The organism is Pseudooceanicola endophyticus, assembly GCF_018760365.1.
GTDB lineage: Bacteria > Pseudomonadota > Alphaproteobacteria > Rhodobacterales > Rhodobacteraceae > Pseudooceanicola > Pseudooceanicola endophyticus.
Window position 1 is genome coordinate 135328 of sequence record NZ_JAHIAB010000009.1, and the last position, 24888, is coordinate 160215.

A 24888-nucleotide genomic window follows, 5' to 3' on the forward strand; every position below is an offset into this window, starting at 1 on the left:
CGGTTCTCAGGCGCGGCGGCGGGCCAGGACCTTTTCCAGCCAGCCCAGCTCCATCTCGGGAACGGAGGCGAGCAGCAGCGCGGTGTAGTCGTCGAAGGGCGGCGCAAGGACCTGGCTTTTCGGCCCGAAGCGCACCAGCCGCCCGCGATGCATCACCGCCACGCTGTCGGCGATGGCGCGCACGATGGCGATGTCATGGGTGATGAAGACGTAGGAGAGGCCCTTTTCCGCCTGCAATTTCAGCAGCAGCTTCAGGATGCCGTCGGCGACCAGCGGATCCAGCGCCGAGGTGGGCTCATCGCAGAGGATCAGCTCGGGTTCGGCGGCAAGTGCGCGGGCGATGGCGACACGCTGCTTCTGGCCGCCCGACAGTTCGGCGGGGTAGCGATCCAGATAGGCCTCGCCCAGCTCGATCTGGTCCAGCAGCTCGATCACGCGGGCGCGCCGTGCCGCGCCCCGCTTGCCGCTGTAGAAGGTCACCGCGCGGCCGATGATCTGCCCGACCGTCTGGCGCGGGTTCATTGCCGTATCGGCCATCTGGTAGATCATCTGCATCCGGCGCAGCTGCTCGCGTGTCCGCTTCTTCAGGGTGCGGGGCAGGGGGGCGCCGTCAAAGCTGATCTCGCCGGAGGCGGGGGGTAGCAGCCCGCAGGCGACCCGCGCCAGCGTCGACTTGCCCGAGCCGCTTTCGCCGACGATGGCCAGCGTCTGGCCGCGCGGCACGTGCAGGCTGACGTCGTGCAGCACCTGGAACGAGCCGTAGAAGGCGTTGATGCCCGACAGGCGCAGGAACTGGCCGGACTGGTCGGGCGCCTCCGCGTGGCGGATCGAGCGGACGTTGACCAGGTTGCGGGTATAGTCCTGGGTCGGGGCCTCGATGATCTGGCGGGTGGGGCCGTATTCGACCGTCTCGCCATGGCGCAGCACCATGATGTCATCGGCCACCTGCGCCACCACGGCAAGGTCGTGGGTGATGTAGAGCGCCGCGGTATGGGTTTCCTCGATGGCGGCCTTGATCGCGGCCAGAACCTCGATCTGGGTGGTCACGTCGAGGGCCGTCGTGGGTTCGTCGAAGACGATCAGGTCGGGTTCGGGGCACAGCGCCATGGCGGTCATCGCCCGTTGCAGCTGCCCACCCGAGACCTGATGCGGGAAGCGATCCCCGAAGCTGTCCGGGTCGGGCAGGCTCAGCAGGCGGAAGAGATGCGCGGCGCGCGCCAGCGCCTCCTTGCGGGTGGCAAGACCGTGGTGCAGCGTCGCCTCGATCACCTGATCGCCCAGCCGTTGCGCCGGGTTGAAGGAGGCGGCGGCGGATTGCGAGACGTAGCAGACCCGCGCCCCGCGCAGCGCCCGCACGCCCTTCTTGCCAAGCGCGAGGATATCGGTGCCCTCCAGTCGGACCTCGCCGCCGGTGATGCGCACGCCGCCGCGCCCGTAGGCCAGCGCCGCCAGCCCGATGGTGGACTTGCCGGCGCCGGATTCCCCGATCAGCCCCAGCACCCGGCCCTTCGAAAGGTCGAAGTCGATGCCCTTGACGATCTCGATGTCGCGGGGGGCTTCGCCGGGGGGATAGGCGGTGGCGCCGATGCGCAGGCCGCGCACCGAGAGCAGGGTTTCGGGGCGCAGGGTTTCTGGGTCAGCCATCGCCGCGCCCTCCCTTCAGGCTAGAGGTGCGCTTGAGCAGCCAGTCCACCACGAGGTTGATCGAAACGGTCAGCACGGCGATTGCCATGCCCGGCACCAGTGCGGCGGAGACGCCGAAGATGATGCCGTCCTTGTTGTCCTTGACCATGCCGCCCCAGTCGGGCGTGGGCGGCTGGATGCCAAGGCCCAGGAACGACAGCGTCGAGATGAAGAGCACCGCGAAGGCCAGACGCAGGCCGAACTCGGCCAGCAGCGGGGTCATGGCGTTGGGCAGGACCTCCTTGAAGACGATCCAGAGCGTGCCTTCGCCGCGCAGCCGCACGGCCTCGACGAATTCCATGGCGACAAGGTCCATCGCCAGGGCGCGGCCCAGCCGGAAGACCCGGGTGGCATCCAGCACGGCCATGACCATGATCAGCACGCCCAGCGTCTGGGGCAGCGCCGACAGCACGATGAGCGCGAAGATCAGCGTCGGGATCGACATCAGCAGGTCGTTCAGGCGCGACAGGCCGATATCGACCACGCCGCGCATCACGGCGGCCACAAGGCTGAGGATCACCCCCATGGAGAAGGCGATGACCGTCGCGACGGTGGCGACGAACAGCGTCATCCGGGTGCCCCAGATCAGCCGCGACAGCAGGTCCCGGCCCAGGTTGTCGAGGCCCAGCAGGTATTCGGGCGAGCGTTCGGCCCAGGGATCCCCGAGGATCTGGTTGGGATCATAGGGAGAGATCCAGGGCGCGAAGAGCGCGGCGAAGACGCAGAGCGAGATCCCCAGGATCCCGATCCAGGCCGAAAGCGGAACGGTTTTTAGGGTCTGTTTCATCGCGGATGCCTCAGGCGCGGGTTGACGAAGATCGACAGGATGTCCGCCGCCATGTTGAGCAGGATGTAGATGCCCGCGAAGACCAGGCCGCAGCCCTGCACCACGGGCAGGTCGCGCACGGTGACGGCATCGACCATGTACTGGCCCATGCCGGGATAGACGAAGACCACCTCGACCACGACGACGCCGACGATCAGGTAGGCCAGGTTCAGCGCCACCACGTTGATGATCGGCGCGAGCGCATTGGGCAGGGCGTGGCGCACGATGATGCGCAGCGCGCCCAGGCCCTTCAGCGTCGCGGTTTCCATGTAGGCGGAAGAGAGCAGCGACAGGATCGCGGCCCGGGTCATGCGCATCATATGGGCGATGACCACCAGAACCAGGGTGGCGACCGGCAGGGCGATGGTGTGCAGTTTCTCCCAGATCGACATGCTGTCGTAGACGGTGGCGGGGAAGGCCGCGACCGGGTGCTGGACCACCAGCCACAGGATCAGCAGGTAGGCCACGAAGAATTCGGGCAGCGACACGGCCGCCAGCGAAACCAGATTGATCAGCTTGTCCGGCCAGCGGTCGCGGTAAAGCACCGCCAGCAGGCCCAGGCTTACGGCGAGGGGCACGGCAATGACCGCCGCGCAGCCTGCCAGCAGCATCGAGTTGCCCAAACGGTGCCAGAGCTGGTCGGCGATGACCTGTCCACTGGCCCAGGAGGTGCCGAAATCGCCGTGCAGGATGCCACCGGCCCAGGCCAGGTAGCGGGTCAGCATCGGCTGGTCGAGGCCGAGCTCGGCGCGGATGTTGGCGACGGCCTGGGGCGTTGCCGCCTGGCCCAGATAGGTGGTGGCGAAATCGCCGGGCAGGGCCTCGATGCCGCAGAAGATCAGCACGGAGCTGGCCCAGAGCAGGACAAGGCCCAGAAGCAGGCGGCCCAGGATGCGGCTGCCCATCGGATAGTCGGACCGGATCTCGTGGAGCTTGCGGGCAAGCGTCCGCGGGACCGGCGTGTCGGAGCGGGGTGCGGTCATGTCAGATGACGGGGGGCGGCGGACCGCCCCCCGGTGCTCCTCAGGCCGAGAGCCAGCAGCGGCTGGCGACCTGACCGTTCGAGAGGTCGTTGCCCAGATCGTCCACCCAGCCCATCAGCTTCTTGGAGCGCGCGTTCAGGTAGTTGTTGAACACCGGCAGGATCAGCCCGGAGGTGTCGCGCACCAGCACGGCCATCTTCTGGTAAAGGTCGCGGCGGACCTCCTGATCGGTTTCGGCGCGCGCCTGCATCAGCATGGCGTCGAACTCGGGGCTCTTGAAATGGGTGTCGTTCCAGGTCGAGGTCGACAGCTGCGTCGTGGTGTAGCGGATGTCCTGGGTCGGACGGCCCCCCCAGTAGGAGGCGCAGAAGGCCTTCTTGTTCCAGACGTTGGACCAGTAGCCGTCATCGGGCTCGCGCTTGATCTGGAGGTCGATGCCGCAGGCCTTGGCGTTCTGCTGGAACAGCACGGCGGCATCCACGGCGCCGGTGAAGGCGGCATTGGCGGTGCGCAGCTCGATCGGGCCGGAATGGCCGGACTTCTTGTAGTAATGCGCGGCCTCCTCGGGGTCGTAGGCGCGCTGTTCGATGCCGGTGGGGGCCAGGGCATAGGCCTCGTTCACCGGGTAGTCGTTGCCGAGGGAACCGTAGCCGCCCAGGATCTGGTCCAGCATCGCCTGCCGGTCGATCGACAGCTTCAGCGCCATGCGCAGGTCGTTGTTGTCGAAGGGCGCCATGTCGCCCATCATCAGGAAGGAATAGAAGCCCTTGCCCTTGGTGCTGATGGTTTCGACATTGGGCGCGCGCTTGAGCAGCTTCATCGTCTTGGGATCGAGCGAGTTGATGAAATGCACCTTGCCCGAGGACAGCGCGGCGATGCGCGCGGTGTTGTCGTTCATCACCAGGATCTCGACGCTGTCGACGAAGCCGCGCTCCTCGTTCCAGTCGTTCTTGTTCTTGGAGAAGGCGATGCGCACGCCCGGCTCGAAGCTTTCGAGCTTGTAGGGGCCGGTGCCGACGGCGCTGTTGGGATCGTCCATCCCGCCGTTCTTCTGGATCTGCAGGTGGTAGTCCGAGAACAGCAGCGGCAGGTCGGCATTGCCGTTGGACAGGGTGATCACCAGATCCTTGCCGTCTTCCTCGATCTTGGTGATGTCGGCCAGCAGGCCGAGGGCCGCGGATTTGGAGTCCTTGTCGGAATGGCGGCGCAGGGTCTGGGCGGCGTCGGCGACGGTGAAGGGCGTGCCGTCATGGAAGCTGACGTCCTGGCGGATCTTGAAGCGCCAGGTCTTGGCGCCGTCCGAGGGCTCCCACGAGGTGGCCAGCATCGGCAGCGCCTCGCCCGAGACCGGATCGGTGGTGACCAGCCGGTCGCCCCAGGTGAAGGCGGCGGCGAACATGGTCGAGCCGGCATAGGTGCCCGGATCCAGCGTGTCGGTGGTCTGCCCGCCATCAAGGCCCAGCTTCATCGTGCCGCCGCGGGTCGGCGTTTCAGCCGCGCGGGCGCTGCCCGGCAGCCACAGGCCGGAGGTTCCGGCCACGGTCCCGGCGGCCAGCGCGGTCCCGAGGAAACTTCTCCGGTTCAGGCCATCGGCCGTTTCCGGGGTCTTGGTGCTGGCGGACATCTGGATCTTCATATGCGGGTCTATCCCTACCTTGTTGACATGACGAAGCCCCCGGCAGAAAGACGCGCCGGGGGCGCAATCTGCCGGACAAGTGGCGGTGGGGGCCGGGCGAGGGGGGCATTTCCCCCGAAGCTGGGACCGGACACCGCGGTCTTCTGGTTTATGCGCAAGGGGTGACAGCCTTCGAAAGGCTCGACAACTTCGCAAGTTGACGCTATCAGACGCGATCTGACGCGAGATGACCCAGGATGACCGTTAAAAATCGTGTGTACGCGGCCAATTTGCGCTACGCCTGCGACAGCCGGGCCTCGATTGCCCAAATCTGCCGCGACATCGGGCTGAACCGGCAGCAGTTCAACCGCTACCTGTCCGGGCAGACCCGGCCCTCGGGGCACAACGGCAACCGGATCGCGCGCTATTTCGGGGTCTCCGAAGAGCTTCTGTCCCTGCCGCCCGAGCGTTTCCGCGCCGCTTTCGACGGGGCGGGCAAGATCCCGATCCTGTCGCCGGGCAACATGCTGGACGATGGCTTTCCCGGCGATCTGGGGCAGTTGCGCAGCTACCTCGGCTATTACGAGACCTATCACAAGAGCCTGTCCTGGCCGGGGATGATCGTGCGCAGCGCGACGCTGCTGCGCGAACAGGGCGGGCGGGTCTACACCAAGTCGATCGAGCGCATGACCGACCCGTCCGAGGGCATCCGGCAGATGTCGAAATACGTCGGCCAGGCGGCCTATTGGCGCAACCGGATCTTCCTGGCGGAGTATCACCACCACCGCCAGCCCTTCCTGTCGCAGACGATCCTGCTGCCCTTCGGAGAGCATCAGCGCAACTACCTGAGGGGGATCTCGACCGGGGTGGCCTGGCGGCAGGAGAACCTGCCCTATTGCACCCGGATCATCCTGCGGGCGGTCGGGCGCAGCCCCGACGGGCGCGCCCTGTTGCAGAACTGCGGCCTGCTGGGCGAGGACAGCCCGGCGATCCCGCTGCCGGTGCGCCGCTACCTGAACGCGGAAACCGCGCCGCAGATGCTGACCGTGCCGCAGGCCTGAGGGGGGCTGGGCAGCGCCGCCCGGCGGGTCTAGGCTGGCCGGGATCTGCGGGAGGATGTGCCGATGCGGGAAATGCCGCTGTCGCGGGCCTTCACCTGGCTTGAACCGGGGCCGGTGGTGCTGGTCACCACCCGCGACCGGGCCGGGCGGGCCAATGTCATGACGATCACCTGGACCATGGTGCGCGGCTTCGATGCGCGCTTTGCCCTGACCACGGGGGCCTGGAACCATTCCTGGACGGCGCTGTGCGAGACGATGGAATGCGTGCTGGCGGTGCCCGGCGCCGATCTGCTGGATCAGGTCGTGGGGGTTGGCACCTGTTCGGGAACCGAGGTCGACAAGTTCGCCCGTTTCGGCCTGACCGCGCGCCCGGCCCGCCATGTCGCGGCGCCGCTGATCGCGGAGGCGCTGGCCAATATCGAATGCCGTGTCGAGGAGATCGTGCCGCGCCTCGATCTGGTGCTGTTGCAGGGGCTGGCCGCCTGGGAAAACCCCGACCGCCCCGACCGCCGGCTGCTGCACGCGGTGGGCGACGGCACCTTCACCGCCGATGGGGCGGGCTTTGACCGCCGCGAGGCGATGCGCAACCGCCTGCCCGGAGGGCTGTGACGCCCCGTGCCCCCGCGTCATGAGCAAAAGTCATGCCAGTCTGATGAATTGCAGAGTTCTCAGGCCCGGCCATTCCGGTCATAACCCGGGCAACAATGCGACATCGTATCATTTTGCGACACAGAGAGGGGCGGCGTGGCCTGGCGCCGGCCCGGAGACGGAACGCCATGCAGCACACGGAACCGAAACAGCCGCGACGGGCGGGCCGCCCCGCATGAGTCTGGTGGAACGGTCCTGGAGCGGCGGGATGCGGCTGGGGCTGGGCGTCTGGCTGCAGCTTGCGCTGCTGGCGACGCTGGTGCTGGGCGCGGTGGCGCAGCGCCCCGCCGTGGAAGAACTGGCGGGCGCGCTGGCCGGGCTTTGGGCGCTCAGCCAGTGGCGCCGGCTGCTGCCGCTGGCGCGGCTCTTCGTGGCGCTGGCGGGGCTGTCCTTCGCGCTGGTGCTGCTGCTGGCCCCGGCCGAGGGGCCGCGGCTGGTGACGGCGCTGGTGCAGGGCACAGGCTTTGCCGCGCTGATGATGGTGCTGGGGCTGTTGCGCCAGCCGGTGAAACGCGCCGAGGTCACCCGGGCGGCGGCGCAGTACCTGCTGTCGGCGCCGCCGCGCCGGCGCTACGGCGTACTGCTGAGCGGCGCGCAGTTCATGGCGCTGATCTTCAACGTCGGCATCATCGCGATGATCGGCGACCTGACCCGCGATCCCGACCACGAGGGGCCCGATGCCGATCCCGGGCGCCGGGCCATGGTGATGGCGGCGCAGCGCGGGGCGGCGCTGGTGGCGGTCTGGTCGCCGATGTCGCTTGGCTTTGCCATCGTCACCACCGGCATCCCGGCAGTGGCGCCGCTGGCGCTGATCGGCCTGGCCTTCGCATTCACCATGCTGGTGCTGGCGCTGTCGGCCTTCTGGCCGCTGCTGCCGGCGGCGGCGCGGCTGCCGCGCGGCCAGGCAGGCCCGCGGGCCGGGCGCGCCGGGGCCGTCGGCGCGGTGCTGGCAGTCAGTGCCGGGCTGCTGGCGGCCAACCTGACGCTGCACCACCTGACCGGCTTCGGCTTCACGCTGTGTTCGGTCATCGTGCTGCCGCTTTTCGCGCTGGTCTGGCTGGCGCTGGAGCGCGACGGGCGCGCCGATTTCGGCACCCGGCTGGGCCAGGCCCTGGCGGCGCTGGCGGATCTGCGCAACGAGGGGACGCTGTTCCTGGCGGCCAACGTGATCGGCGCGGCGCTGTCGCTGGCGATCCAGTCCAGCCCGCTGTGGCCGCTGCTGTCGGGCGCGGCGCTCTCCAGCCTGCCGGCGCTGCTGGGGCTGCTGGTTCTGATCCCGCTGGCCGCCGCGCTGTATCTGCCCAACACCATCATGGTGGTGCTGGCGGCGCAGATCTTCGGACCCACCCTGCTGGGCCAGGCGCATCCGCTGGCGCTTGGCCTGACGCTGTGCATCGGCTGGGGCCTGGCGATCTGCATCAACCCGATCAGCGCCATGAACCTGATCGTCGGGCGCTTTGCCGGGGTGCCGGCGGCGCAGGTGGCGCATCGCTGGAACGCGGGCTTCGTGGCCGCGACCGGTGCCCTGGCCGCGCTGACGATCAGCCTTGTCTACCGCATGGGCGGCTGAGCCCCCGCCACAGAAACGGAGTGTCCCATGACCCTGAGCGCCTTCGGACCGGATTTCCCCTTCGCCTATGACGACTGGCTGCGCCACCCCGCCGGGCTGGGCCGGCTGCCCGCCGACAGCCTGGGCGCCGAGGTCGCGGTGATCGGCTCCGGCGCTGCCGGGATCATCGCCGCCTACGAGCTGATGAAGCTGGGCCTGCGTCCGGTGGTCCACGAGGCGGCGCAGTTCGGCGGCCGCCTGCGCTCTCAGGTCTTCGAGGGCACCGACGGCATCGTCGCGGAACTGGGCGGGATGCGCTTTCCGGTCTCCTCGCGCGGGTTCTACCACTACCTCGAACTGACCGGCTGCGAGACCCGCCCCTTTCCGAACCCGCTGACCGAGGCCGCGGGCTCCACCGTGATCGACCTGGAGGGCGAGACGCATTTCGCCCGCCGCCTCGAGGATCTGCCGCCGCTCTACGCCGAGATCGCCCGCGCCTATGACGCCGCGCTGGCCGAGCAGGCGGATTTCCCGGCGCTGCAGGACGCGATCCGGCGCCGCGACATCCCGGCGATCAAGGCGATCTGGGATCCGCTGGTCGCCGCCTGGGACGAACGCACCTTCTACGATTTCGTCGCCGGCTCCGAGGCGTTCCGGGCGCTGGACTTCCGCCACCGCGAGGTGTTCGGCCAGGTGGGGTTCGGCACCGGCGGCTGGGACAGCGATTTCCCCAATTCCATGCTGGAGATCCTGCGGGTGAACCTGCTGGGGCTGGATGATGCGCAGCGCTACGTGGTGGGCGGGGTGGAGCAGTTGCTGCACCGGCTCTGGGCCGCGACGCCCGATTGCGCGCACTGGCCCGAAGGCACCTCGCTGGCGGGACTGAACGGCGGGGCGACGCGGGGGCGGGTGACGGCGCTGCGCCGGGCGGGATCGCAGATCCTGCTGCGCGACCAGTGGGGCAACGAGACGACCTACCCGGCGGTGCTGGCGACCTGCCAGACCCACCTGCTGACCACCGCGATCGACGTGGAGGAAAGCCTGTTCGACCAGAAGACCTGGATGGCGCTGGACCGCACCCGCTACATGCAGGCGGCCAAGACCTTCGTGGCGGTGGACCGGCCGTTCTGGAACGACACCGACCCGCAGACGGGCCGCCCGCTGATGTCGATGACGCTGACCGACCGGCACACCCGCGGCACCTATTTCTTCGACAACGGGCCGGATCGCCCGGCGGTGATCTGCCTGAGCTATTCCTGGATGACCGATGCGCTGAAGGTGCTGCCGCTGCCGGTGGAAAAGCGGGTCGACCTGGCGTTGCGCGCGCTTGGCCAGATCTATCCCGGGGTCGACATTGCCGGGCATATCCGCAGCACCCCGATCTGCGTCAGCTGGGAGGCGGACGAGAATTTCCTGGGCGCCTTCAAGGGCGCGCTGCCGGGGCATTACCGCTACAACCACCGGATCTTCGGCCATTTCATGCAGGCCGACCTGCCCGAGGCCGAGCGCGGGCTGTTCGTGGCCGGCGACGGGGTCAGCTGGACCCCGGCCTGGGTCGAGGGCGCGGTGCAGACGGCGCTGAACGCGGTCTGGGGCATCATGACCCACATGGGCGGCGCCTGCGCACCCGAGAACCCCGGGCCGGGCGATCTTTACGCCGAACACGGGCCGGTGGCGCTGCGCGACGGGGCGGGGGCTTGACCCGGGGCGGGGGGCTGGGGCTTTCATGGGCGCGGGCGGCATCGCCCGGCCCCGCGTGAAAGGCCTCCCCTTGCAAGCGTTCATCGGCATCCTCAGCCTTGATACCCGGTTTCCCCGCATCCCGGGGGACGCCGGCCATCCGGGCAGCTATCACCTGCCCGCGCGGGTGCGGATCGTGCCGGGCGCCGAGAGCCCGCTGATCGTGCGCGACGGGCGCCCCTCGGAGGCGCTGGTGGCGGCCTTCTGCGCGGCGGCGCAGGCGCTGGAGGCCGAGGGCGCCTGCCTGATCACCTCGACCTGCGGGTTCCTGGTGCAGGTCCAGGCCGAGATCGCCGCCAGCGTGCGGATCCCTGTGCTGATGTCGGGCCTGTGCCTGCTGCCGGTGCTGGGCGCGATGACCGGCGGGCGCCCGGTGGGCGTGCTGACGGCCGATCGCGGGGCGCTGCGCGACGGCGCGATCCGGGCGGCGGGGGCCAGCCCCGGGGCGGTGCGGATCGGCGGCCTGGAGGACAGCGCGCTGTTCCGGGGCACCTTCCTGGCTGCCAAGGCAGAGCAGAACCAAGCCTTCGACCGGGACGCGATGGAAGCCGAGGTGGTCGCGGCGGCACAGGCCCTGGTCGGGCGCCACCCCGAGATCGGCGCGATCCTCTTCGAATGCGGCAACCTGCCGCCCTATGCCGCCGCGGTGGCAGCGCGGACCGGGCGGGCGGTGTTCAGCCTGCTGGACGCGGCGCGGCTGGTGGCGGGGCCGGGGGCGCGCGTCTAGCGCCAGGGCGGACGGGCCAGCTCGGCGCGGCGCTGCGCCTCGCTCAGGCCGATGTCCTTCAGCCGTTCGGGGGGCAGGCGGCGCAGGGCGCGGCGACTGTGCCAGCGCCGGTGCCAGAGTTTCAGACGCGACAGCACGGCGCGGCCTCCGGGGCGGAGACGATGGGCGGGGGTCAGGATTTCATGTGTCATTCCGTCTTATCGGCGATAGGATGGCGCCTGAAAAACGATGAGTTCTCACGTTGCATGACAAGAAACCTCACATGAAGCGGGGGGCTTTGCCGCTGAATGCGCTGCGCGCCTTCGAGGCGACGCTGCGGCTGGGACAGATGAAGCTGGCTGCCGAGGAACTGGGCGTGACCTATGGCGCGATCAGCCGGCAGGTGCGCGGGCTGGAGGCGTTGCTGGGAGTGACGCTGTTCGAGGGGCCGCGCAACAAGCTGGTGCCGACCCCCGCCGCCCAGTCCCTGCAGCCGGCCCTTCAAAGCGCCTTCGACGGCATCGAGGAGGCGCTGGCGCGGCTGCTGGGACAGGAGCGCCGGCTGGTCGACCTGTCCTGCCTCAGCACGCTGTCGATGCGCTGGCTGATCCCGCGGCTCTATGATTTCCAGGACGCTCACCCGCAGATCGAGCTGCGGCTGAGCGCCGCCGACGGGCCGGTGGATTTCCGGCGCGACCGCCACGACCTGGCGATCCGGGTGGGCCCTGGCCCCTGGGCGCCTGCCGAGGCGGTCGCGCTGTTCGAGGATCGCGTGGGGCCGGTGCTGGCGCCGGGGCGCTGCCCGGCGGGGGCGGATTGGGCGGCGCTGTCGGCGCTGCCGCTGCTGCACACCCGCACCCGGGCCGGGGCCTGGGCCGACTGGTGCGCCGGGCAGGGCCTGCCGCTGCCCCCCGGCGGCCGCAGCTTCGAGCATTTCTACTTCCTGCTGGAGGCCGCGACGGCGGGGCTGGGCATGGCCATCGCCCCGGAGGTGCTGGTGCGCGACGATCTGCAGGCCGGGCGGCTGGTGGCGCCCTTCGGCTTCGTGCCCTCGGGGCAAAGCTATGTCTGCCTGGCGCCGCCGGGGCTGCGCCCCGAGGCCGCGCTGGTGCGCGACTGGCTGGTGGCGCAGGCCCGGACGGCGCAGGACCTGCCCCGCCCGGGCCGCTGATCAGCCGATCCCCGTCACGCGTTTATATTGTTAACTGCGTTATCGAGGGCATTTTTGAGGCGCGCGAACATTTCTTCGACTTCGGGTTGCGTGATGATCTGTGGGGGGGCGAGGGCGATGCGGTTGCCGATCAGGCGGGTGATGAGGCCGTGTTCGCGGGTCAGCCGGTCGAGCATGGGCATGATCTGGAGGGCGGGATCATGCATGGCGCGGGTGTCCTTGTCGGCGACGATCTCGAGGGCGCCGATCAGGCCGATGCCGTCGATATTACCGACCAGCGGGTGATCCTCCAGCGCCTTGAAGCCGGCCAGGAAGGTCGGTTCGAGGGACTTGACGTGGGTCACCAGGTCCATTTCCTCGTAGATGGTCAGCACCTCGTGGGCGACGGCGCAGGCGACGGGGTGCCCGCTGTAGGTGTAGCCATGGGTGAAGCTGCCGCGCCTGTCGCTCTGCTGCATCATGCCCTCGAAGACGCGGGGGCCGACGATGACGGCCGAGATCGGGATGACGGCAGCCGAGAGCGCCTTGGCGCAGCAGATCAGGTCGGGCTTCAGGTTGTAGGTCTGGCTGCCCCACATCTCACCGGTGCGGGCGAAGCCGCAGATCACCTCGTCGACGACGAAGAGCACGCCGTATTTGTCGAGCACCGCCTGGACCTTCTCGAAATAGCCCTCGGGCGGGGTGATGGCGCCGCCCGAGCCCAGCACGGGTTCGGCCCAGAAGGCGGCGATGGTCTCGGGGCCCTCGCGCAGGATCAGCGCCTCGATCTCCTCGGCGAGGCGGGTGGAGAACTGCTGCTCGCTCTCGCCGGGCTCGGCCTTGCGGTAGTAGTAGGGCATGGTGACATAGTGGAAGTCGCTGAAGGGCAGGCCGTAGCCCTCGTGGAACTTGGTCTTGCCGGTCAGGCAGGAGGTCAGCGTGCCGGTGCCGTGATAGCCCTCGTGGCGCGAGATGATCTTGCGCCGCTTGGGTTCGCCCATGGCATCCCAGTAGTACCAGACCAGCTTCAGCGCGGTGTCGTTGGCCTCGGTGCCCGAGGATTGCAGCAGCACCTTGTCCATGCCCTCGGGGGCGATGTCGGCCAGCTTGGAGCACAGCTGCGCGGCCTGCGGCGTGCCCGAGCCGCGGAAGTTGTGGTAATAGCCCAGATCGGTGATGGCCTGTTTGGCGACCTCGGCCAGGCGTTCGTTGCCAAAGCCCAGGGAGGAGCACCACAGCGCCGCCGCGCCCTCGATGTAGCCCTTGCCGGTCTCGTCGAAGACCTGGATGCCCTGGCCGCGCACCAGCAGTTCGTTCGGGCCGGTTTCCAGGTGCCTGCGCAGGTTGGTATGGGGGTGGATCTGGTGCGCCGCATCCATGGCGGCGATGGAATTGGGAAGCGGTTTGTTCATCGAGGACAGCCTTTCATCGTCTGGATGTCGATGCGTCGCGGGCGGGGCCCGGCCGGTCGGAGGGGATCGGCGACCGTTCCGCACAGCAGAACAGCGTTATGCAAAATAGAACAATTGCCCTCTGATCCGTCAAGTATCTCTCCGGCCTTCCCGCAGGCGGGCTCTGGCGGTGGCGCGGCGGTTGCCTGTTACGTAGGCTCTTGTCAGCTCGGAGGTTTGTTGTTCTACTTAATACAAGTGTATTCTACCTAGCAGAACGGCAAGGCAGGCGCCTGCCCTCTGCCCCGGCAGCTTTGGGGGCATCTTGGCCGACATCAAGAAACTGACGATGGTCTTCGCGGCGGCGGGTCTGGGCGGCGCGCTGACCCATGCGCTGCACGTGCCGCTGGGCTGGCTGATCGGCGCGCTGCTGGTCAGCGCCGGGCTGACGCTGGCGGGGATGGAGATCCGGGTCGACAGGATCCGCTCCTACGGGCTGGTGGTGCTGGGCCTGTCGCTGGGCCAGAGCTTTACCCCCGAGATCATGGCGCAGCTGCTGGGCTACCTGCCGCTGGTGCTGGTCAGCGGCATGTTCACCCTGCTGTCGGGCATGGTCTTCCTGGGGCTGTTCACCCGCGGCGCGGGGCTGGACGGTTCGACGGCGTTCTTCTGCACGATCCCGGGCGGGGTGGTGCTGATGGCGGTGCAGGCGCAGCGGGCCGGTGCCTCGGAGGCGCATGTGATCCTGGCGCAGACGGTGCGGCTGACGGTGGTGGTGCTGATGTATCCGCTGCTGCTGCGGATCTTCCTGCCCGATCACGTGGCGGCGGTGCAGGATGCGGTGCAGGTCGCGGTGCAGGGGATCGGCCCGGCCGAGCTGCCCTGGCTGGCGCTGCTGCTGGCGGGGGGCGTGGCGATCGCGCATCTGGCGCGCTATACCGTGCTGCCCAATCCCTGGATGATCGCGCCCTGCCTGCTGGCCATCGCGCTGCAGCAGCTGCAGCTGGATCCGGTGGCGCTGCCGCGCTGGATCGTCACCGTCTGCCAGGTGATCCTGGGGGTGTCGCTGGGGGCGCGGATGGTGCCGGAGTTCCTGGCGCGCTCGATGCGGCTGGTGGCGATCTCGGTGCTCTCGACGGTGGGGCTGACGCTGCTGCTGCTGGCGGCGGCGCTGCTGATGTCGCAGTTCACCACGATGGACCAGGCGGCAGTGCTGTTCGGCATGTCCCCCGGCGGCATGCCCGAGATGACGGTGGCGGCCCGCGCGATGGGCGTCTCGGTGCCCCTGGTGCTGAGCTTCCACCTGGTGCGCATCCTGCTGGCGAACCTGATGCTGGAACCGGTCTGGCGGCTGCTGAGCCGGGGCCTCAAGATATGACGAAGGCAGCCGGCCCGGGCGGGCCCGGCCAGGAGAGGCCAGGAGAGGACAGGACGATGAAGGACCAGGCGATGACCCTGCTGACAGTTGAGAACTACATCGACGGCGCATATGCCCCGGCGGCTTCGGGCGGCTGGCTGACATGCGAGGATCCCTATGCGGCGGCGCCCTGGGGGCGGATGCCGCGCTCGGGTCCCGAGGATGTCGACCGTGCGGTCGCGGCGGCGCGGCGCGCCTTCACCGCAGGCCCCTGGGCGCGGATGACCGCCCCGCAGCGCGGCGCCCAGCTGCACCGCATCGCCGAGGCGATCGCCGCCCATGCCGAGGAACTGGCCCGCATCGAGAGCCGCGACAACGGCAAGACCTACCGCGAGATGCTGGGCCAGCTGAAGCGGGTGCCGGAATGGTACCGCTTCTATGGCGGCCTGTGCGACAAGATCAACGGCGCGGTGCTGCCGACCGAGAAGCCCGAGATGATGAACTACACCCGCTACGAGCCGCTGGGTGTCATCGGCATGATCACGCCCTGGAACTCTCCGCTGATGCTGCTGAGCTGGAAGCTGGCGCCGGCGCTGGCGGCGGGCAACGTGGCGGTGGTGAAGCCCTCGGAATACACCTCTGCCTCGGCGCTGCGCTTTGCCGAGATCCTGACCGAGGAGGCCGGGCTGCCGGCGGGCGTGCTGAACGTGGTGACGGGGCTGGGGGCAGAGGCCGGGGCGGCGCTGACCGCCCATCCCGATGTCGCCAAGGTGGCCTTCACCGGCGGCATCGGCGGCGGGCGCGCGGCCTACATGGCGGCGGCGGCGAACCTGCGGCCGGCCTCGCTGGAGCTGGGCGGCAAGTCCCCGAACATCATCTTCGCCGATGCGGATCTGGAACAGGCGGCGCGCGGCGTCGTCTCGGGGATCTTCGGCTCGGGCGGGCAAAGCTGCGTGGCGGGCTCGCGCGCGCTGGTGCACCGCTCGGTCCATGATGCGCTGGTGGCGCGCATGGCCGAGCTGACCGGCAAGATCCGGCTGGGCGACCCGATGGAGGACAGCACCGATATCGGCCCGGTTGCCAACCGCGCCCAGTACGACCGGATCATGACCTGCATCGGCTGGGCCAAGGAAGACGGCGCGACCTGCGTCACCGGCGGCGCGGCGCTGGCCGATCCCAAGGGCGGCGCGGCGCTGTTCGTGGCGCCGACGATCTTCACCGGCGTGGCGCCGAAGGACCGGATCGCCCAGGAAGAGGTCTTCGGCCCGGTTCTGGCGGTCCTTCCCTTCGACACCGAGGAAGAGGCCATCGCGATCGCCAACGACAGCGCCTTCGGCCTGGGGGCCGGGATCTGGACCCGCGACGTCGCCCGGGTGCACCGGGTCGCGGCCCGCATCGAGGCCGGCACGATCTGGGTCAACAGCTACAAGGGCGGCTCGCATATCTCGCCCTTCGGCGGCTACAAGCAGTCGGGCATCGGGCGGGAAGGCGGGATCGAGATGATCCACGACTACCTGCAGGTCAAGAGCATCTGGCTGAACCTGGCCGAGGAAGCGCCCTATCCCTTCCCGCTGTGAGGCCCTGGGGGAGGGCTTTGGGGGAGACCTTGGGGAGGGCGCTCAGAGGCGCCCTTCCCAGAGTTCGTAGAAGCGCGCGCCCAGCGAGGCGCAGCAGGTCGCGGCGCCGTTCATCAGCAGGGGCTGGATCTCGTCGATCTTCGCCGCGGTCAGCCGCGAGGCCGGGCCGGAAACCGTCAGCGCCCCCAGCATGTCGCCATCCGCGCCGAAGATCGGCACCGAGAGCCCGGCGATGCCCGGCCCGCGTTCCCCGATCGAGATCACCGGCAGCTCTTCCAGGATGTCGAGCGGCGCCGGCTGGTCGCCCCGCATCATGTCGTATTCGATGAAGACATGGCTGGGCGCGCCCTTGTCGATATCCACCGCATCGCCCTCGGCGATATGTTCGCGCAGCAGCTGGTTGGTATCCTCGCGGTACAGGCAGACGCGCTTCTGGCCCTCGCGGCGGAAAAATGAGGCGCTTTCGCCGGTCGCCGCCACCAGGCGCTTCAGCACGGGCCGGATCTCGCCCTCCAGGTTGAAGGTGGACTGGTAGATGCGCCCGACGCGGAAGGCCTCGGGGCCGACGACATAGGCCTTGTCGGGGGTCATCCGCAGGTAGCCTGCCGATTGCAGGGAGACCAGCAGGCGCAACACCGAGCTCTTGACCAGCCCGGTGCGCTGGCTGATGTCACCCAGCGTCAGGCGCTTTGAGGAGGAGTCGAAAAGGCTTAGGATTCTCAATGCCTTGTAGACGGCCTCCACGCCCTTTGTCTTCAACGGTGCCGGCGCCTGGTAGCCACTTTTTTGATCCTCCAACGGGGACCTCCCTTTGCAGATGCGGAAAATCGCTTTGCCGCGTGTCGATGAACTTGACGCTCAAATGAGCATTCCACACAATTCTACTAAGCAGCAAGTTATTCCGTACAGTAGAATATGGCAAAAGGAAAACAAACCCGCCCGGGCGCCTGCGCAAAGACCCCGGCTTGCTGCGCCAACAAGGAGATGGACATGACGAAGACAAAAGACACCAACGGCACGGTCCTGGCCGGCGCGGCGGCGCGCCGCTTCAACCGCCGCACCCTGCTGGGCACTGCGCTCGCCGCCGGGGTGGGCACGGCCGTCTCGCCGCTCTATGTGCGCCGGGCCTTCGCCAGCAGCGGCGAGCTGAACATCCTGTGCTGGTCCGACGAGCTGCCCGACGAGGTGCTCTCGGGCTTCAAGGAGGCCACCGGCATCACGGTCAACAAGACGCCCTTCTCCTCGAACGAGGAGGCGATCAACAAGATGCAGGCGACCTTCGGCGAAGGCTTCGACCTGGTGATGCCCTCGTTCAACCGCGCTTCCGAGTTCCAGTACATCGAGGTGCTCAAGCCCTTCGACGAGGCCCGGCTGAACCTCTCGGCCTACGAGCCCTCGATCCTGAAGGCCTCGCAGAAGATCTGGACCTGGGACGGGCTGTATCACGTGCCCCACGTCTGGGGCACCGAGGGCATGGCCTGGAACACCAGCACCGGCCTTGATTATTCGAAATCCAGCTATGGCCTGCTGTGGGAGCCCGAATATGCCGGCAAGGCGCAGCTGCGCCCGACCTCGGGGCTGCTGGGGCTGGGCCTGTGGCTGGATGCCACCGGCAAGCTGCCGTCGAACCGGATGCTCGACTGCTACAAGGACCCCGACACGATGCGCAAGATCTACGAGGAGATCTATGCCTTTGCGGTCGGCAAGAAGGCCAACTTCAAGCAGTTCTGGGACAGCGCCGACAGCATCCGCGCCGGCTTCACGCAGAACGGCTGCCTGGTCGGCCAGACCTGGGACGGCCCGGTCAAGTCGATGGCCAAGGCCGGCGAGCCGGTGGCCTTCGTGGCCCCGCAGGAAGGCGCGCTGACCTGGATGGACGGCTTCGCCCTGTCGGCGGCGGCGCGCAACACCGATGAGGTCTATGCCTTCTTCGACTACATCCTGAAGCCCGAGACCGCCGGCAAGATCTGCTCGCTCGGGGGCTACAACCCTTCCGTGAAGGGCGCCTCGGACTTCCTGAGCGCGGAAGACAAGACGCTGTTCACCCAGGCCTATCCGGAAGACGCGCTGGACAAGCTCTGGTGGTACCCGGCCAGCCCCGAGTGGTTCAACCCGATCCGCAACGAATACGCCGAACGCTTCAAGGTCGCCTGAGCCCCCCTTCCCGAATGACCGGCGCGTCCGTGCCCGCGGGCGGCGGACGCGCCCAGCCCCCAAAGTGAAAGCAGACTCATGACGAGCGCAATCGAACTTGAGAAGGTGCGCATCACCTTCGGCACCTTCACGGCCGTTCATGAGACGGACCTCCAGATCCGGGACGGCGAATTCTTCTCCTTCCTGGGCCCGTCGGGCTGCGGCAAGACCACGTTGCTGCGCACCATCTCGGGCTTCGTGCAGCCCAGCTCGGGCCATGTGCGGATCGGCGGCGCGGACATGGCGGGCATCGGTCCCAACAAGCGCCCCACGGCGCTGATCTTCCAGAACCTCGCCCTGTTCCCGATGATGAGCGTGGCCGAGAACGTGGCCTACGGGCTGCGGGTGCGCGGCGTCGGCAAGTCCGAGCGCGAGGCGCGGGCGCTCAAGCTGCTGGACCAGGTGGCGCTGAGCCCCCATGCCCACAAGAAGGTCTCGGCGCTTTCCGGCGGGCAGAAGCAGCGGGTGGCGATCGCCCGGGCGCTGGCGGTGGAACCCAAGGTGCTGCTGCTGGACGAGCCGCTCTCGGCGCTGGACCTGAAGCTGCGCCAGCACATGCGCCGCGAGCTGCGCGAGATCCAGCAGCGCGTCGGCATCACCTTCATCTACATCACCCATGACCAGGGCGAGGCGCTGAACATGTCCGACCGGATCGCGGTGATGAACGCGGGCCGGATCGAGCAGGTCGGCCATGGCCGCGAGATCTACGCCAATCCCCAGAGCGCCTTCGTGGCCTCCTTCGTGGGCGAAAGCAACGTGATCCCGGGCCGGGTCGCGGCGGTGGGCAATGGCCTGGCCCATGTCGAGACGCCGCTGGGCCGGCTGGCGGGGCGCGTCGGGCTGGGGCCCGACGGCAGCGCGCCGATCGCGCTGTCCGCCGGCGACGAGGCCCAGCTCTTCGTGCGCCCCGAGCAGATCCGCCTGGTCGCGCCCGATCAGCCCCGCCCCGCATGCGGCTTCGGCGCGCGGCTGCGCGACCTCTCCTTCGAGGGCTCGATGACCCATCTTGAGCTGGACGCGGGCCTGGGCATGCCCTGCAACGCCAGCTTCATGACCTCCAACGCCGGCGCGCTGCCCGAGATCGGCACCGATCTGGCGCTGCAGTTCGACCCGCTGGACGCCATCGTGCTGCGCCAGGAAGGCCGCGCGGCATGAACAACCTCGGGATCACCTTCGTCGCAACGGCGCTGATGCTGGCGCTGTTCTTCTTCCTGGTGCGCTACGACCGGCACCGCGCCGTCACCGCCCAGGTCGGCTTCTTCCGCCGCAACGGCGCGCTGGTGGGCACCTACCTGGTGCTGGGCGTCGGCATCTGGATGCTGTTCACCTTCATCATGCCGATGGTCTTCATGGTGGACCTGTCGTTCCACCACAAGCTGCCGCCCTCCAAGGTCGGCGGCCCGGAGGATGTCTATACCCTCGACAACTACCGGATGTTCCTGTTCGGCTCGACCACCAGCACCGACAGCCTGAACTGGCTGCACCTGCGCAGCTTCTTCATGACGATCTTCATCTCGATCCTGATCACGCTGGTGACCTTCGCCATCGCCTATCCGCTGGCCTATTACATGGCCCAGGTGGCGCGGATGCAGGTGCTGCGCCTGCTGCTGCTGCTGCTGGTCATTCCCTACTGGGTCAACGACATCCTGCGCGCCTTCGCCTTCCGCATCGTGATGGCCGAGAACGGCTTCCTGAACCAGTTCCTCCAGGGCATCGGGCTGACCCATGGCCCCATCGACTTCCTGGGCCAGAACATCGCGCTCTATGTCGCGCTGTGCTACTCGCACCTGCTGCTGATGACCTTCCCGCTCTACAACGCCATCGAGGCGCAGGATCACAACCAGATCGAGGCCGCCCGCGACCTGGGCGCGCCCTGGTGGCACATCCACCTCTTCGTGGTGATGCCCCATGCCAAGCCCGGCATCGCCTCGGGCATGACGCTGTGCTTCATGCTGACCGCCGGCGCGGTGGCCACGCCCATGGTTCTGGGCGGCCCCAACTCGCTGTGGTTCACGCCCATCGTCTACGACCGCTTCTACCAGCTCTTCGACTGGCCGCAGGGCGCCGCCTACGCGATCGTGCTGCTGCTGGCCTGCATCGCCTTCGTCTTCGGCGTGCTGAAACTGACCGGGCTCAAGCTTGGGGAAATCACCAAATGAACGCGCAAAAGATCAACTCCGCCCTGGTCAGCCTGTACCTGGTGCTGTTCTTCCTGTTCCTGCTGGGGCCGCTGCTGGTGATGGCCGTCTCGGCCTTCAACACCCCCAGCTATCCCCAGGTCTGGCCGATCAGGGGGGTGACGCTGAACTGGTTCGTCCAGCTGTTCCACGACAAGGAGATGCTGGAGGGGCTGCGCACCTCGGTGGTGATCGGCGTCAGCGTCTCGATCCTGTCTGTGGCGATGGGCCTGGCCGGGGCGCTGGTGATGACCCAGCTCTTCGGCACCTCGCGGGCCTATTACTACTTCCTCGTGGTGGCCCCGGTGCTGATCCCGGGCATCGTGCTGGGCATCGCGACGGTGGTGTTCTGGCGCGACTTCACCGGGCTGCTGGGGCTGCGCTCGCTGCTTTACAACGGTACGGTGCTGACCATCCTCGCGCAGTCGAGCTTCGTCTCCTCCTACTGCATGCTGATCATCCTGGCCCGCCTGCAGCGCTTCGACGTCTCCCAGGAGGAGGCGGCGCTGGACCTGGGCGCCAGCTATCCGCAGGTGTTCCGCGACGTGCTGCTGCCCTATCTGCGCCCGGCGATCCTGTCCTCGGCGATGCTGGGCTTCCTGACCTCCTTCGAGAACTACAACGCCACCACCTTCGCGATCCTGGCCGACAAGACCCTGACGACGGTGCTGGCCTCGCGGGTGCGGATGGGCTCCTCGCCGGTGATCTCGGCGCTGGCGACGGTGATCGTGGTGCTGACCATCCTGGCGGCGCTGATGTTCGAATGGGTCAAGCGGCGCGAGCAGCGCCGGCAATGGTCGCGGGAAAAGGAGGCGCGCGAGAGCGAGCGCCTGGAAACCGCCTGAGGCCGCAAGGGCCTTGCTGAAAGCCTGAGGCCGCAAGGGCCTTGCTGAAAGGAAGTCATATGTCACCGAAGGTAGATCAGGTGGTCACGCAGGACGTGCTGCCCGACAGTGCCGATGTCGTCATCGTCGGCGCCGGCATCGTCGGGATCACCACCGCGCTGTTCCTGGCCGAGCGCGGGCTGCGCGTCACCGTGCTGGAAAAGGGCCGCGTCGCCGGAGAGCAGTCCGGCCGCAACTGGGGCTGGGTGCGCGAGCAGCTGCGTTCCCCGGTCGAGCAGGGGCTGGCGATCCTGTCGCTGAAGCTGTGGCGGGGGATGTCCGAACGCATCGGCGCCGATGCCGGCTTCCGCAAGACCGGCATGATGGTGGTCTCGAAGGATCCCGCCGAGCGCGCCCGCTGGGAGGCCTGGCAACGCCAGATGGCGCCCTATGACCTGCCCGGCGGGATCCTCGAGGCCGAGGAGGTGCGCGCCGCGATCCCCGAGACCGCCGAGCCCTGGACCCATGCGATCCATTCCCCCGAGGACGGCTGGGCGGAGCCCCGGATCGCCGTGCCGGCGATGGCGCGCGCTGCCATGGCGCGGGGCGCGGTGATCGTGCAGAACTGCGCCGTGCGCGGCTGGGAAAGCGAGGCGGGCCGGATCGCCCGCGTGGTCACCGAACGCGGCACGATCCGCACCGCAAGGGTGGTGGTCGCCGGGGGCGCCTGGAGCGCGATGCTGCTGCGCCACCAGGGCATCCGCTTCCTGCAGTCGGGCGTCTACGGCACCGCCTTCCGCACCGAGGCCGCCCCCGAGGTCTATGCCGGCGGCGTCGGCAGCCCGCTGTTCTCCTATCGGCGCCGCGATGACGGCGGCTACACGGTCGGCTTGCGCGGACGCGGCCGGATCGAGCTCTCGCCGATGGGGCTGCGCGATGCCTGGGCCTTCCGCAACCTGTTCTTCCTGCGCCGCGACCAGCTGACCTTCGCGGTGGGGAAATCGGCGCTGAACGGGCCCTTCGCGCTGCGCTCCTGGAAGAACAGCGGGCCCTCGCCCTTCGAGGAGGACCATGCCCGGGTCTATGATCCCCCCGCCGATCCGAAGCTGGTCGAGGGCGGCATGGCCGCCTTCCGCGCCGCCTATCCGGTGCTGGAGGGAACCGGCGTGGCCGAAAGCTGGGGCGGCGTCATCGACGCCACCCCCGACATGGTCCCGGTGATCGGCCCGGTGCCCCGCCACGACGGGCTCTTCGTCGCCAGCGGGTTCTCCGGACACGGCTTCGCCATCGGACCCGGCGCCGGATGGCTGATCGCCCAGATGGTCGCCGGCGAGGAAACGGACATCCCGGTGCAGGACTTCCGCTTCCAGAGGTTCGCGGAACAAAAACAACATCCCGTGCACCACTGGATCTGAAACTGGCGCCTTCCGGAAAACCGGAAGGCCAAGCCCCCGGGGACGCCCCCTGACGACCCGGGGGAACCAGCCGCCCCCCGCAACCAAAACATCGCAACAACCCCGGCTTGCCCCAGCTCCCGAAACCCCCCGCTGGATCAGACCAGCGGGGGCGACAGCAGATGCTTCCTCAGCTTGGCGGACTTTCTGCGGGTGCGGCGACCGCGAAAGCCGTGGCAATCGCCCCGCTGCTGGTCGTCTGTGATGAACAGGATGTCGGGGCGCCTCCGGGGCCGGTCATGGTGGAGCATTTCCGGAGCGGCGGGGGCCAGCCAGAACTGAAAATACCGGTTTGGCATGGTCGGATGACTGAACGGTCGTGGGACGAGACCGGCGGCAGCATCAGCGTCCTGACGGCGCGGGTCGCAAGCGGACGGGCCGCGACCATCGTGGCCCTGACCCATTGCCATGACCAGATGGCCGCCACTTGGGTGACGGTGCGGCGATCCGGGGACCTTGCCGGGGGCATTCGCTTTGCCGCCACCCGGCTGGGGCGGAATCAGGACGCCGGGAAGAAGATGCCGCTGCCCAGGCAGCCGCCGGGATCGAGCGCGGATTTGATCGCGCGCATCGCCTCGTACTGGGCGGCTTCCTTGCGGCTGGCCAGAACCGCCGCCTTGTGCCGCCCGATGCCGTGTTCGGCGCTGAACGAGCCGCCCAGATCATCGAGCACATCGTAGATCCGGCCCGAGACCTGGCGGATCAGCTCCGGATCCCAGTCCTGCGGGCGCTGTGCCAGCAGCGAGTAGTGGATATTGCCGTCGCCCAGATGGCCGATCGGCAGCACCCGCAGCCCGGCGGCCCGGGCAATGGCATCGGCACGCGCCAGGAAGGGCGGGACGTGCGACAGCGGCAGCGAGGCATCCAGCGCCACGAAGGGCCCGAGCCGCATCAGCATCTCAAGCGTGGCCTCGCGCAGGTGCCACATTTCCTGACGCTGGCGTTCGGAGCTGGCAAAGGCCCCGTCCAGGATCAGCCCGTCCTCCATCAGGTCCCCGATCACCGACATCAGCAGCGCCTGCAGAACGCTTTCCCCTTCGGCGGTGGGGGCGGCGTCACTGTCCCGGGTCGAGGCCAGTTCGAGCAGGAGGCCGGTGCGGGGGATCTGCTCCAGCGGGGCCTGGGTGCCGGGGATGGCGCCCAGGATCGCCTCCACGGTCTCTCCGGGCATCCATTCGAAGGCCTCGACCAGCCCGCCGCTGGCATCCTGGAGACGGTTCAGCACGGTCAGGGCGCTGTCGATGCCGTCGAGGGCCAGGAAGGCGGTGACGCGCACCTTCGGGGTCGGGACCAGCCGGACGACCGCCCCGGTGATGATGCCCAGCGTGCCTTCCGACCCGATCATCAGGTTGCGCAGGTCGTAGCCGCGGTTGTCCTTCACCAGCCCGCTCAGGGCATGGATGATCCGGCCATCGGGCAGTACGGCCTCGATCCCCAGGCACAGTTCGCGGGCATTGCCGTGGCGCAGCACGTTGGAGCCCCCGGCATTGGTGGCAAGCGCTCCGCCGATCATCGCCGAACCGCGGGCGCCGAACATCAGCGGATAGTCCAGCCCGTCCTCGGCAACGCGGGCCTGCAGGGTCTGGATGACCACGCCGGCGTCCACCGTGGCGGTGCGGGCGCCGGTATCGACCGCGCGGATGCGGTTCAGCCGGTGCAGCGACAGAACGATCTCGTCCGGATGGACCGGGACCGAGCCGCCGCAGATCGAGGTATTGCCCGACTGCACGGTGATGCGCATCCCCAGCTCGTTCGCCAGCCGGAGGGTCCGGGCGACCTCCTCGGGGCTGCCGGGGCAGACCACGGCGGCGGCCTGTCCCCGGACATGGCCGGTGATGTCGGCCAGGTGGCGGGCCATCTGCTCGGGTGCGGTCAGCACCTGCCGGGCGCCGACGATGCGGGCGAATTGTTCCATTCAGTCCTCCTTCGGTGCCGGCGGGCGGCGTGTCCGTCT

Annotated in this window: 21 protein-coding genes; 13 read left to right on the plus strand and 8 right to left on the minus strand. The window is 68.6% G+C overall.

From position 1 onward, the window contains the following. Positions 1-6 precede the first annotated feature (6 nt). The 4 genes from KM176_RS15950 to KM176_RS15965 form a co-directional block, all read right to left on the minus strand. On the minus strand, positions 7-1644 hold the full coding sequence (locus tag KM176_RS15950) for an ABC transporter ATP-binding protein (RefSeq protein ID WP_160894901.1): 1638 nt from the start codon (positions 1642-1644) through the stop codon (positions 7-9). Continuing rightward, entirely contained in the window at positions 1637-2470 is an 834-nt protein-coding gene (locus tag KM176_RS15955; RefSeq protein ID WP_160894900.1) for an ABC transporter permease, read from the minus strand. The genes KM176_RS15950 and KM176_RS15955 overlap by 8 nt, the downstream gene beginning before the upstream one ends. Continuing rightward, positions 2467-3414, minus strand: a complete 948-nt coding sequence (locus KM176_RS15960) for an ABC transporter permease (RefSeq protein ID WP_202397853.1) — start codon at positions 3412-3414, stop codon at positions 2467-2469. Before KM176_RS15960 ends, KM176_RS15955 begins: the two co-directional genes overlap by 4 nt. A 118-nt stretch (positions 3415-3532) precedes the next feature. Beyond that, positions 3533-5128 (minus strand): ABC transporter substrate-binding protein, encoded by a 1596-nt coding sequence (locus tag KM176_RS15965; protein WP_202397844.1) that lies wholly within the window; start codon positions 5126-5128, stop codon positions 3533-3535. A 236-nt stretch (positions 5129-5364) separates the two neighbouring features. On the opposite strand from KM176_RS15965, the gene KM176_RS15970 reads away from it, so the two are divergent. From KM176_RS15970 to KM176_RS15990, 5 genes are all read left to right on the plus strand, one after another. Next, positions 5365-6168 (plus strand): helix-turn-helix domain-containing protein, encoded by an 804-nt coding sequence (locus KM176_RS15970; protein ID WP_160894898.1) that lies wholly within the window; start codon positions 5365-5367, stop codon positions 6166-6168. Positions 6169-6231: 63 nt separating this feature from the next. After that, a complete protein-coding gene (locus KM176_RS15975; RefSeq protein ID WP_160894897.1) occupies positions 6232-6777 on the plus strand; it encodes a flavin reductase family protein in 546 nt (181 codons plus the stop codon). Between the two features lie 214 nt (positions 6778-6991). Beyond that, complete coding sequence (locus KM176_RS15980) at positions 6992-8386, plus strand: hypothetical protein (protein WP_160894896.1); 1395 nt, start codon at positions 6992-6994, stop codon at positions 8384-8386. Positions 8387-8413: 27 nt separating this feature from the next. After that, the gene (locus KM176_RS15985; protein WP_160894895.1) at positions 8414-10066 is read left to right on the plus strand and encodes a flavin monoamine oxidase family protein; all 1653 of its coding nucleotides are present in this window, start codon (positions 8414-8416) and stop codon (positions 10064-10066) included. A 70-nt stretch (positions 10067-10136) separates the two neighbouring features. Then, positions 10137-10832, plus strand: coding sequence for an aspartate/glutamate racemase family protein (locus KM176_RS15990; protein WP_160894894.1), 696 nt, complete (start codon positions 10137-10139; stop codon positions 10830-10832). Here KM176_RS15990 and KM176_RS15995 read toward each other — a convergent pair. Further along, on the minus strand, positions 10829-11023 hold the full coding sequence (locus KM176_RS15995; RefSeq protein WP_160894893.1) for a DUF1127 domain-containing protein: 195 nt from the start codon (positions 11021-11023) through the stop codon (positions 10829-10831). The genes KM176_RS15990 and KM176_RS15995 overlap by 4 nt on opposite strands. 71 nt (positions 11024-11094) lie before the next feature. On the opposite strand from KM176_RS15995, the gene KM176_RS16000 reads away from it, so the two are divergent. Continuing rightward, positions 11095-11982, plus strand: coding sequence for a LysR substrate-binding domain-containing protein (locus tag KM176_RS16000; RefSeq protein WP_160894892.1), 888 nt, complete (start codon positions 11095-11097; stop codon positions 11980-11982). Positions 11983-11996: 14 nt separating this feature from the next. On the opposite strand, the gene KM176_RS16005 is transcribed toward KM176_RS16000, so the two are convergent. After that, complete coding sequence (locus tag KM176_RS16005) at positions 11997-13373, minus strand: aminotransferase (protein WP_160894891.1); 1377 nt, start codon at positions 13371-13373, stop codon at positions 11997-11999. Positions 13374-13677: 304 nt separating this feature from the next. Here KM176_RS16005 and KM176_RS16010 point away from each other — a divergent pair, with 304 nt between their 5' ends. Together KM176_RS16010 and KM176_RS16015 are read left to right on the plus strand one after the other, a co-directional pair. Next, entirely contained in the window at positions 13678-14730 is a 1053-nt protein-coding gene (locus tag KM176_RS16010) for an AbrB family transcriptional regulator (RefSeq protein WP_160894890.1), read from the plus strand. Between the two features lie 56 nt (positions 14731-14786). Further along, entirely contained in the window at positions 14787-16286 is a 1500-nt protein-coding gene (locus KM176_RS16015; protein ID WP_202397843.1) for an aldehyde dehydrogenase, read from the plus strand. Positions 16287-16328: 42 nt separating this feature from the next. Here the strand turns inward: KM176_RS16015 and KM176_RS16020 are convergent, their stop codons facing one another. Further along, positions 16329-17084 (minus strand): IclR family transcriptional regulator, encoded by a 756-nt coding sequence (locus KM176_RS16020; protein WP_160894889.1) that lies wholly within the window; start codon positions 17082-17084, stop codon positions 16329-16331. 192 nt (positions 17085-17276) lie between these two features. On the opposite strand from KM176_RS16020, the gene KM176_RS16025 reads away from it, so the two are divergent. From KM176_RS16025 to KM176_RS16045, 5 genes are all read left to right on the plus strand, one after another. After that, positions 17277-18440 (plus strand): extracellular solute-binding protein, encoded by a 1164-nt coding sequence (locus KM176_RS16025; RefSeq protein ID WP_160894888.1) that lies wholly within the window; start codon positions 17277-17279, stop codon positions 18438-18440. A gap of 78 nt (positions 18441-18518) precedes the next feature. Next, entirely contained in the window at positions 18519-19634 is a 1116-nt protein-coding gene (locus tag KM176_RS16030; RefSeq protein WP_160894887.1) for an ABC transporter ATP-binding protein, read from the plus strand. Further along, positions 19631-20638: an ABC transporter permease gene (locus tag KM176_RS16035; protein WP_160894886.1), complete on the plus strand. Its 1008-nt coding sequence runs from the start codon at positions 19631-19633 to the stop codon at positions 20636-20638. The genes KM176_RS16030 and KM176_RS16035 overlap by 4 nt, the downstream gene beginning before the upstream one ends. Beyond that, entirely contained in the window at positions 20635-21501 is an 867-nt protein-coding gene (locus tag KM176_RS16040; RefSeq protein WP_160894885.1) for an ABC transporter permease, read from the plus strand. The genes KM176_RS16035 and KM176_RS16040 overlap by 4 nt, the downstream gene beginning before the upstream one ends. A 59-nt stretch (positions 21502-21560) precedes the next feature. Beyond that, positions 21561-22895, plus strand: a complete 1335-nt coding sequence (locus tag KM176_RS16045; protein WP_160894884.1) for an NAD(P)/FAD-dependent oxidoreductase — start codon at positions 21561-21563, stop codon at positions 22893-22895. Positions 22896-23433: 538 nt separating this feature from the next. On the opposite strand, the gene KM176_RS16050 is transcribed toward KM176_RS16045, so the two are convergent. After that, positions 23434-24849: an FAD-binding oxidoreductase gene (locus tag KM176_RS16050; RefSeq protein ID WP_160894883.1), complete on the minus strand. Its 1416-nt coding sequence runs from the start codon at positions 24847-24849 to the stop codon at positions 23434-23436. Positions 24850-24888 lie beyond the last annotated feature (39 nt).

Bases quoted from the DNA above. Each gene is read 5' to 3' on its own strand.
- KM176_RS15950 (WP_160894901.1), bottom strand. From the start codon at position 1,644: ATGGCTGACCCAGAAACCCTGCGCCCCGAAACCCTGCTCTCGGTGCGC.
- KM176_RS15955 (WP_160894900.1), bottom strand. From the start codon at position 2,470: ATGAAACAGACCCTAAAAACCGTTCCGCTTTCGGCCTGGATCGGGATC.
- KM176_RS15960 (WP_202397853.1), bottom strand. From the start codon at position 3,414: ATGGGCAGCCGCATCCTGGGCCGCCTGCTTCTGGGCCTTGTCCTGCTC.
- KM176_RS15965 (WP_202397844.1), bottom strand. From the start codon at position 5,128: ATGAAGATCCAGATGTCCGCCAGCACCAAGACCCCGGAAACGGCCGAT.
- KM176_RS15970 (WP_160894898.1), top strand. From the start codon at position 5,365: ATGACCGTTAAAAATCGTGTGTACGCGGCCAATTTGCGCTACGCCTGC.
- KM176_RS15975 (WP_160894897.1), top strand. From the start codon at position 6,232: ATGCGGGAAATGCCGCTGTCGCGGGCCTTCACCTGGCTTGAACCGGGG.
- KM176_RS15980 (WP_160894896.1), top strand. From the start codon at position 6,992: ATGAGTCTGGTGGAACGGTCCTGGAGCGGCGGGATGCGGCTGGGGCTG.
- KM176_RS15985 (WP_160894895.1), top strand. From the start codon at position 8,414: ATGACCCTGAGCGCCTTCGGACCGGATTTCCCCTTCGCCTATGACGAC.
- KM176_RS15995 (WP_160894893.1), bottom strand. From the start codon at position 11,023: ATGACACATGAAATCCTGACCCCCGCCCATCGTCTCCGCCCCGGAGGC.
- KM176_RS16000 (WP_160894892.1), top strand. From the start codon at position 11,095: ATGAAGCGGGGGGCTTTGCCGCTGAATGCGCTGCGCGCCTTCGAGGCG.
- KM176_RS16005 (WP_160894891.1), bottom strand. From the start codon at position 13,373: ATGAACAAACCGCTTCCCAATTCCATCGCCGCCATGGATGCGGCGCAC.
- KM176_RS16015 (WP_202397843.1), top strand. From the start codon at position 14,787: ATGAAGGACCAGGCGATGACCCTGCTGACAGTTGAGAACTACATCGAC.
- KM176_RS16025 (WP_160894888.1), top strand. From the start codon at position 17,277: ATGACGAAGACAAAAGACACCAACGGCACGGTCCTGGCCGGCGCGGCG.
- KM176_RS16030 (WP_160894887.1), top strand. From the start codon at position 18,519: ATGACGAGCGCAATCGAACTTGAGAAGGTGCGCATCACCTTCGGCACC.
- KM176_RS16035 (WP_160894886.1), top strand. From the start codon at position 19,631: ATGAACAACCTCGGGATCACCTTCGTCGCAACGGCGCTGATGCTGGCG.
- KM176_RS16040 (WP_160894885.1), top strand. From the start codon at position 20,635: ATGAACGCGCAAAAGATCAACTCCGCCCTGGTCAGCCTGTACCTGGTG.
- KM176_RS16045 (WP_160894884.1), top strand. From the start codon at position 21,561: ATGTCACCGAAGGTAGATCAGGTGGTCACGCAGGACGTGCTGCCCGAC.
- KM176_RS16050 (WP_160894883.1), bottom strand. From the start codon at position 24,849: ATGGAACAATTCGCCCGCATCGTCGGCGCCCGGCAGGTGCTGACCGCA.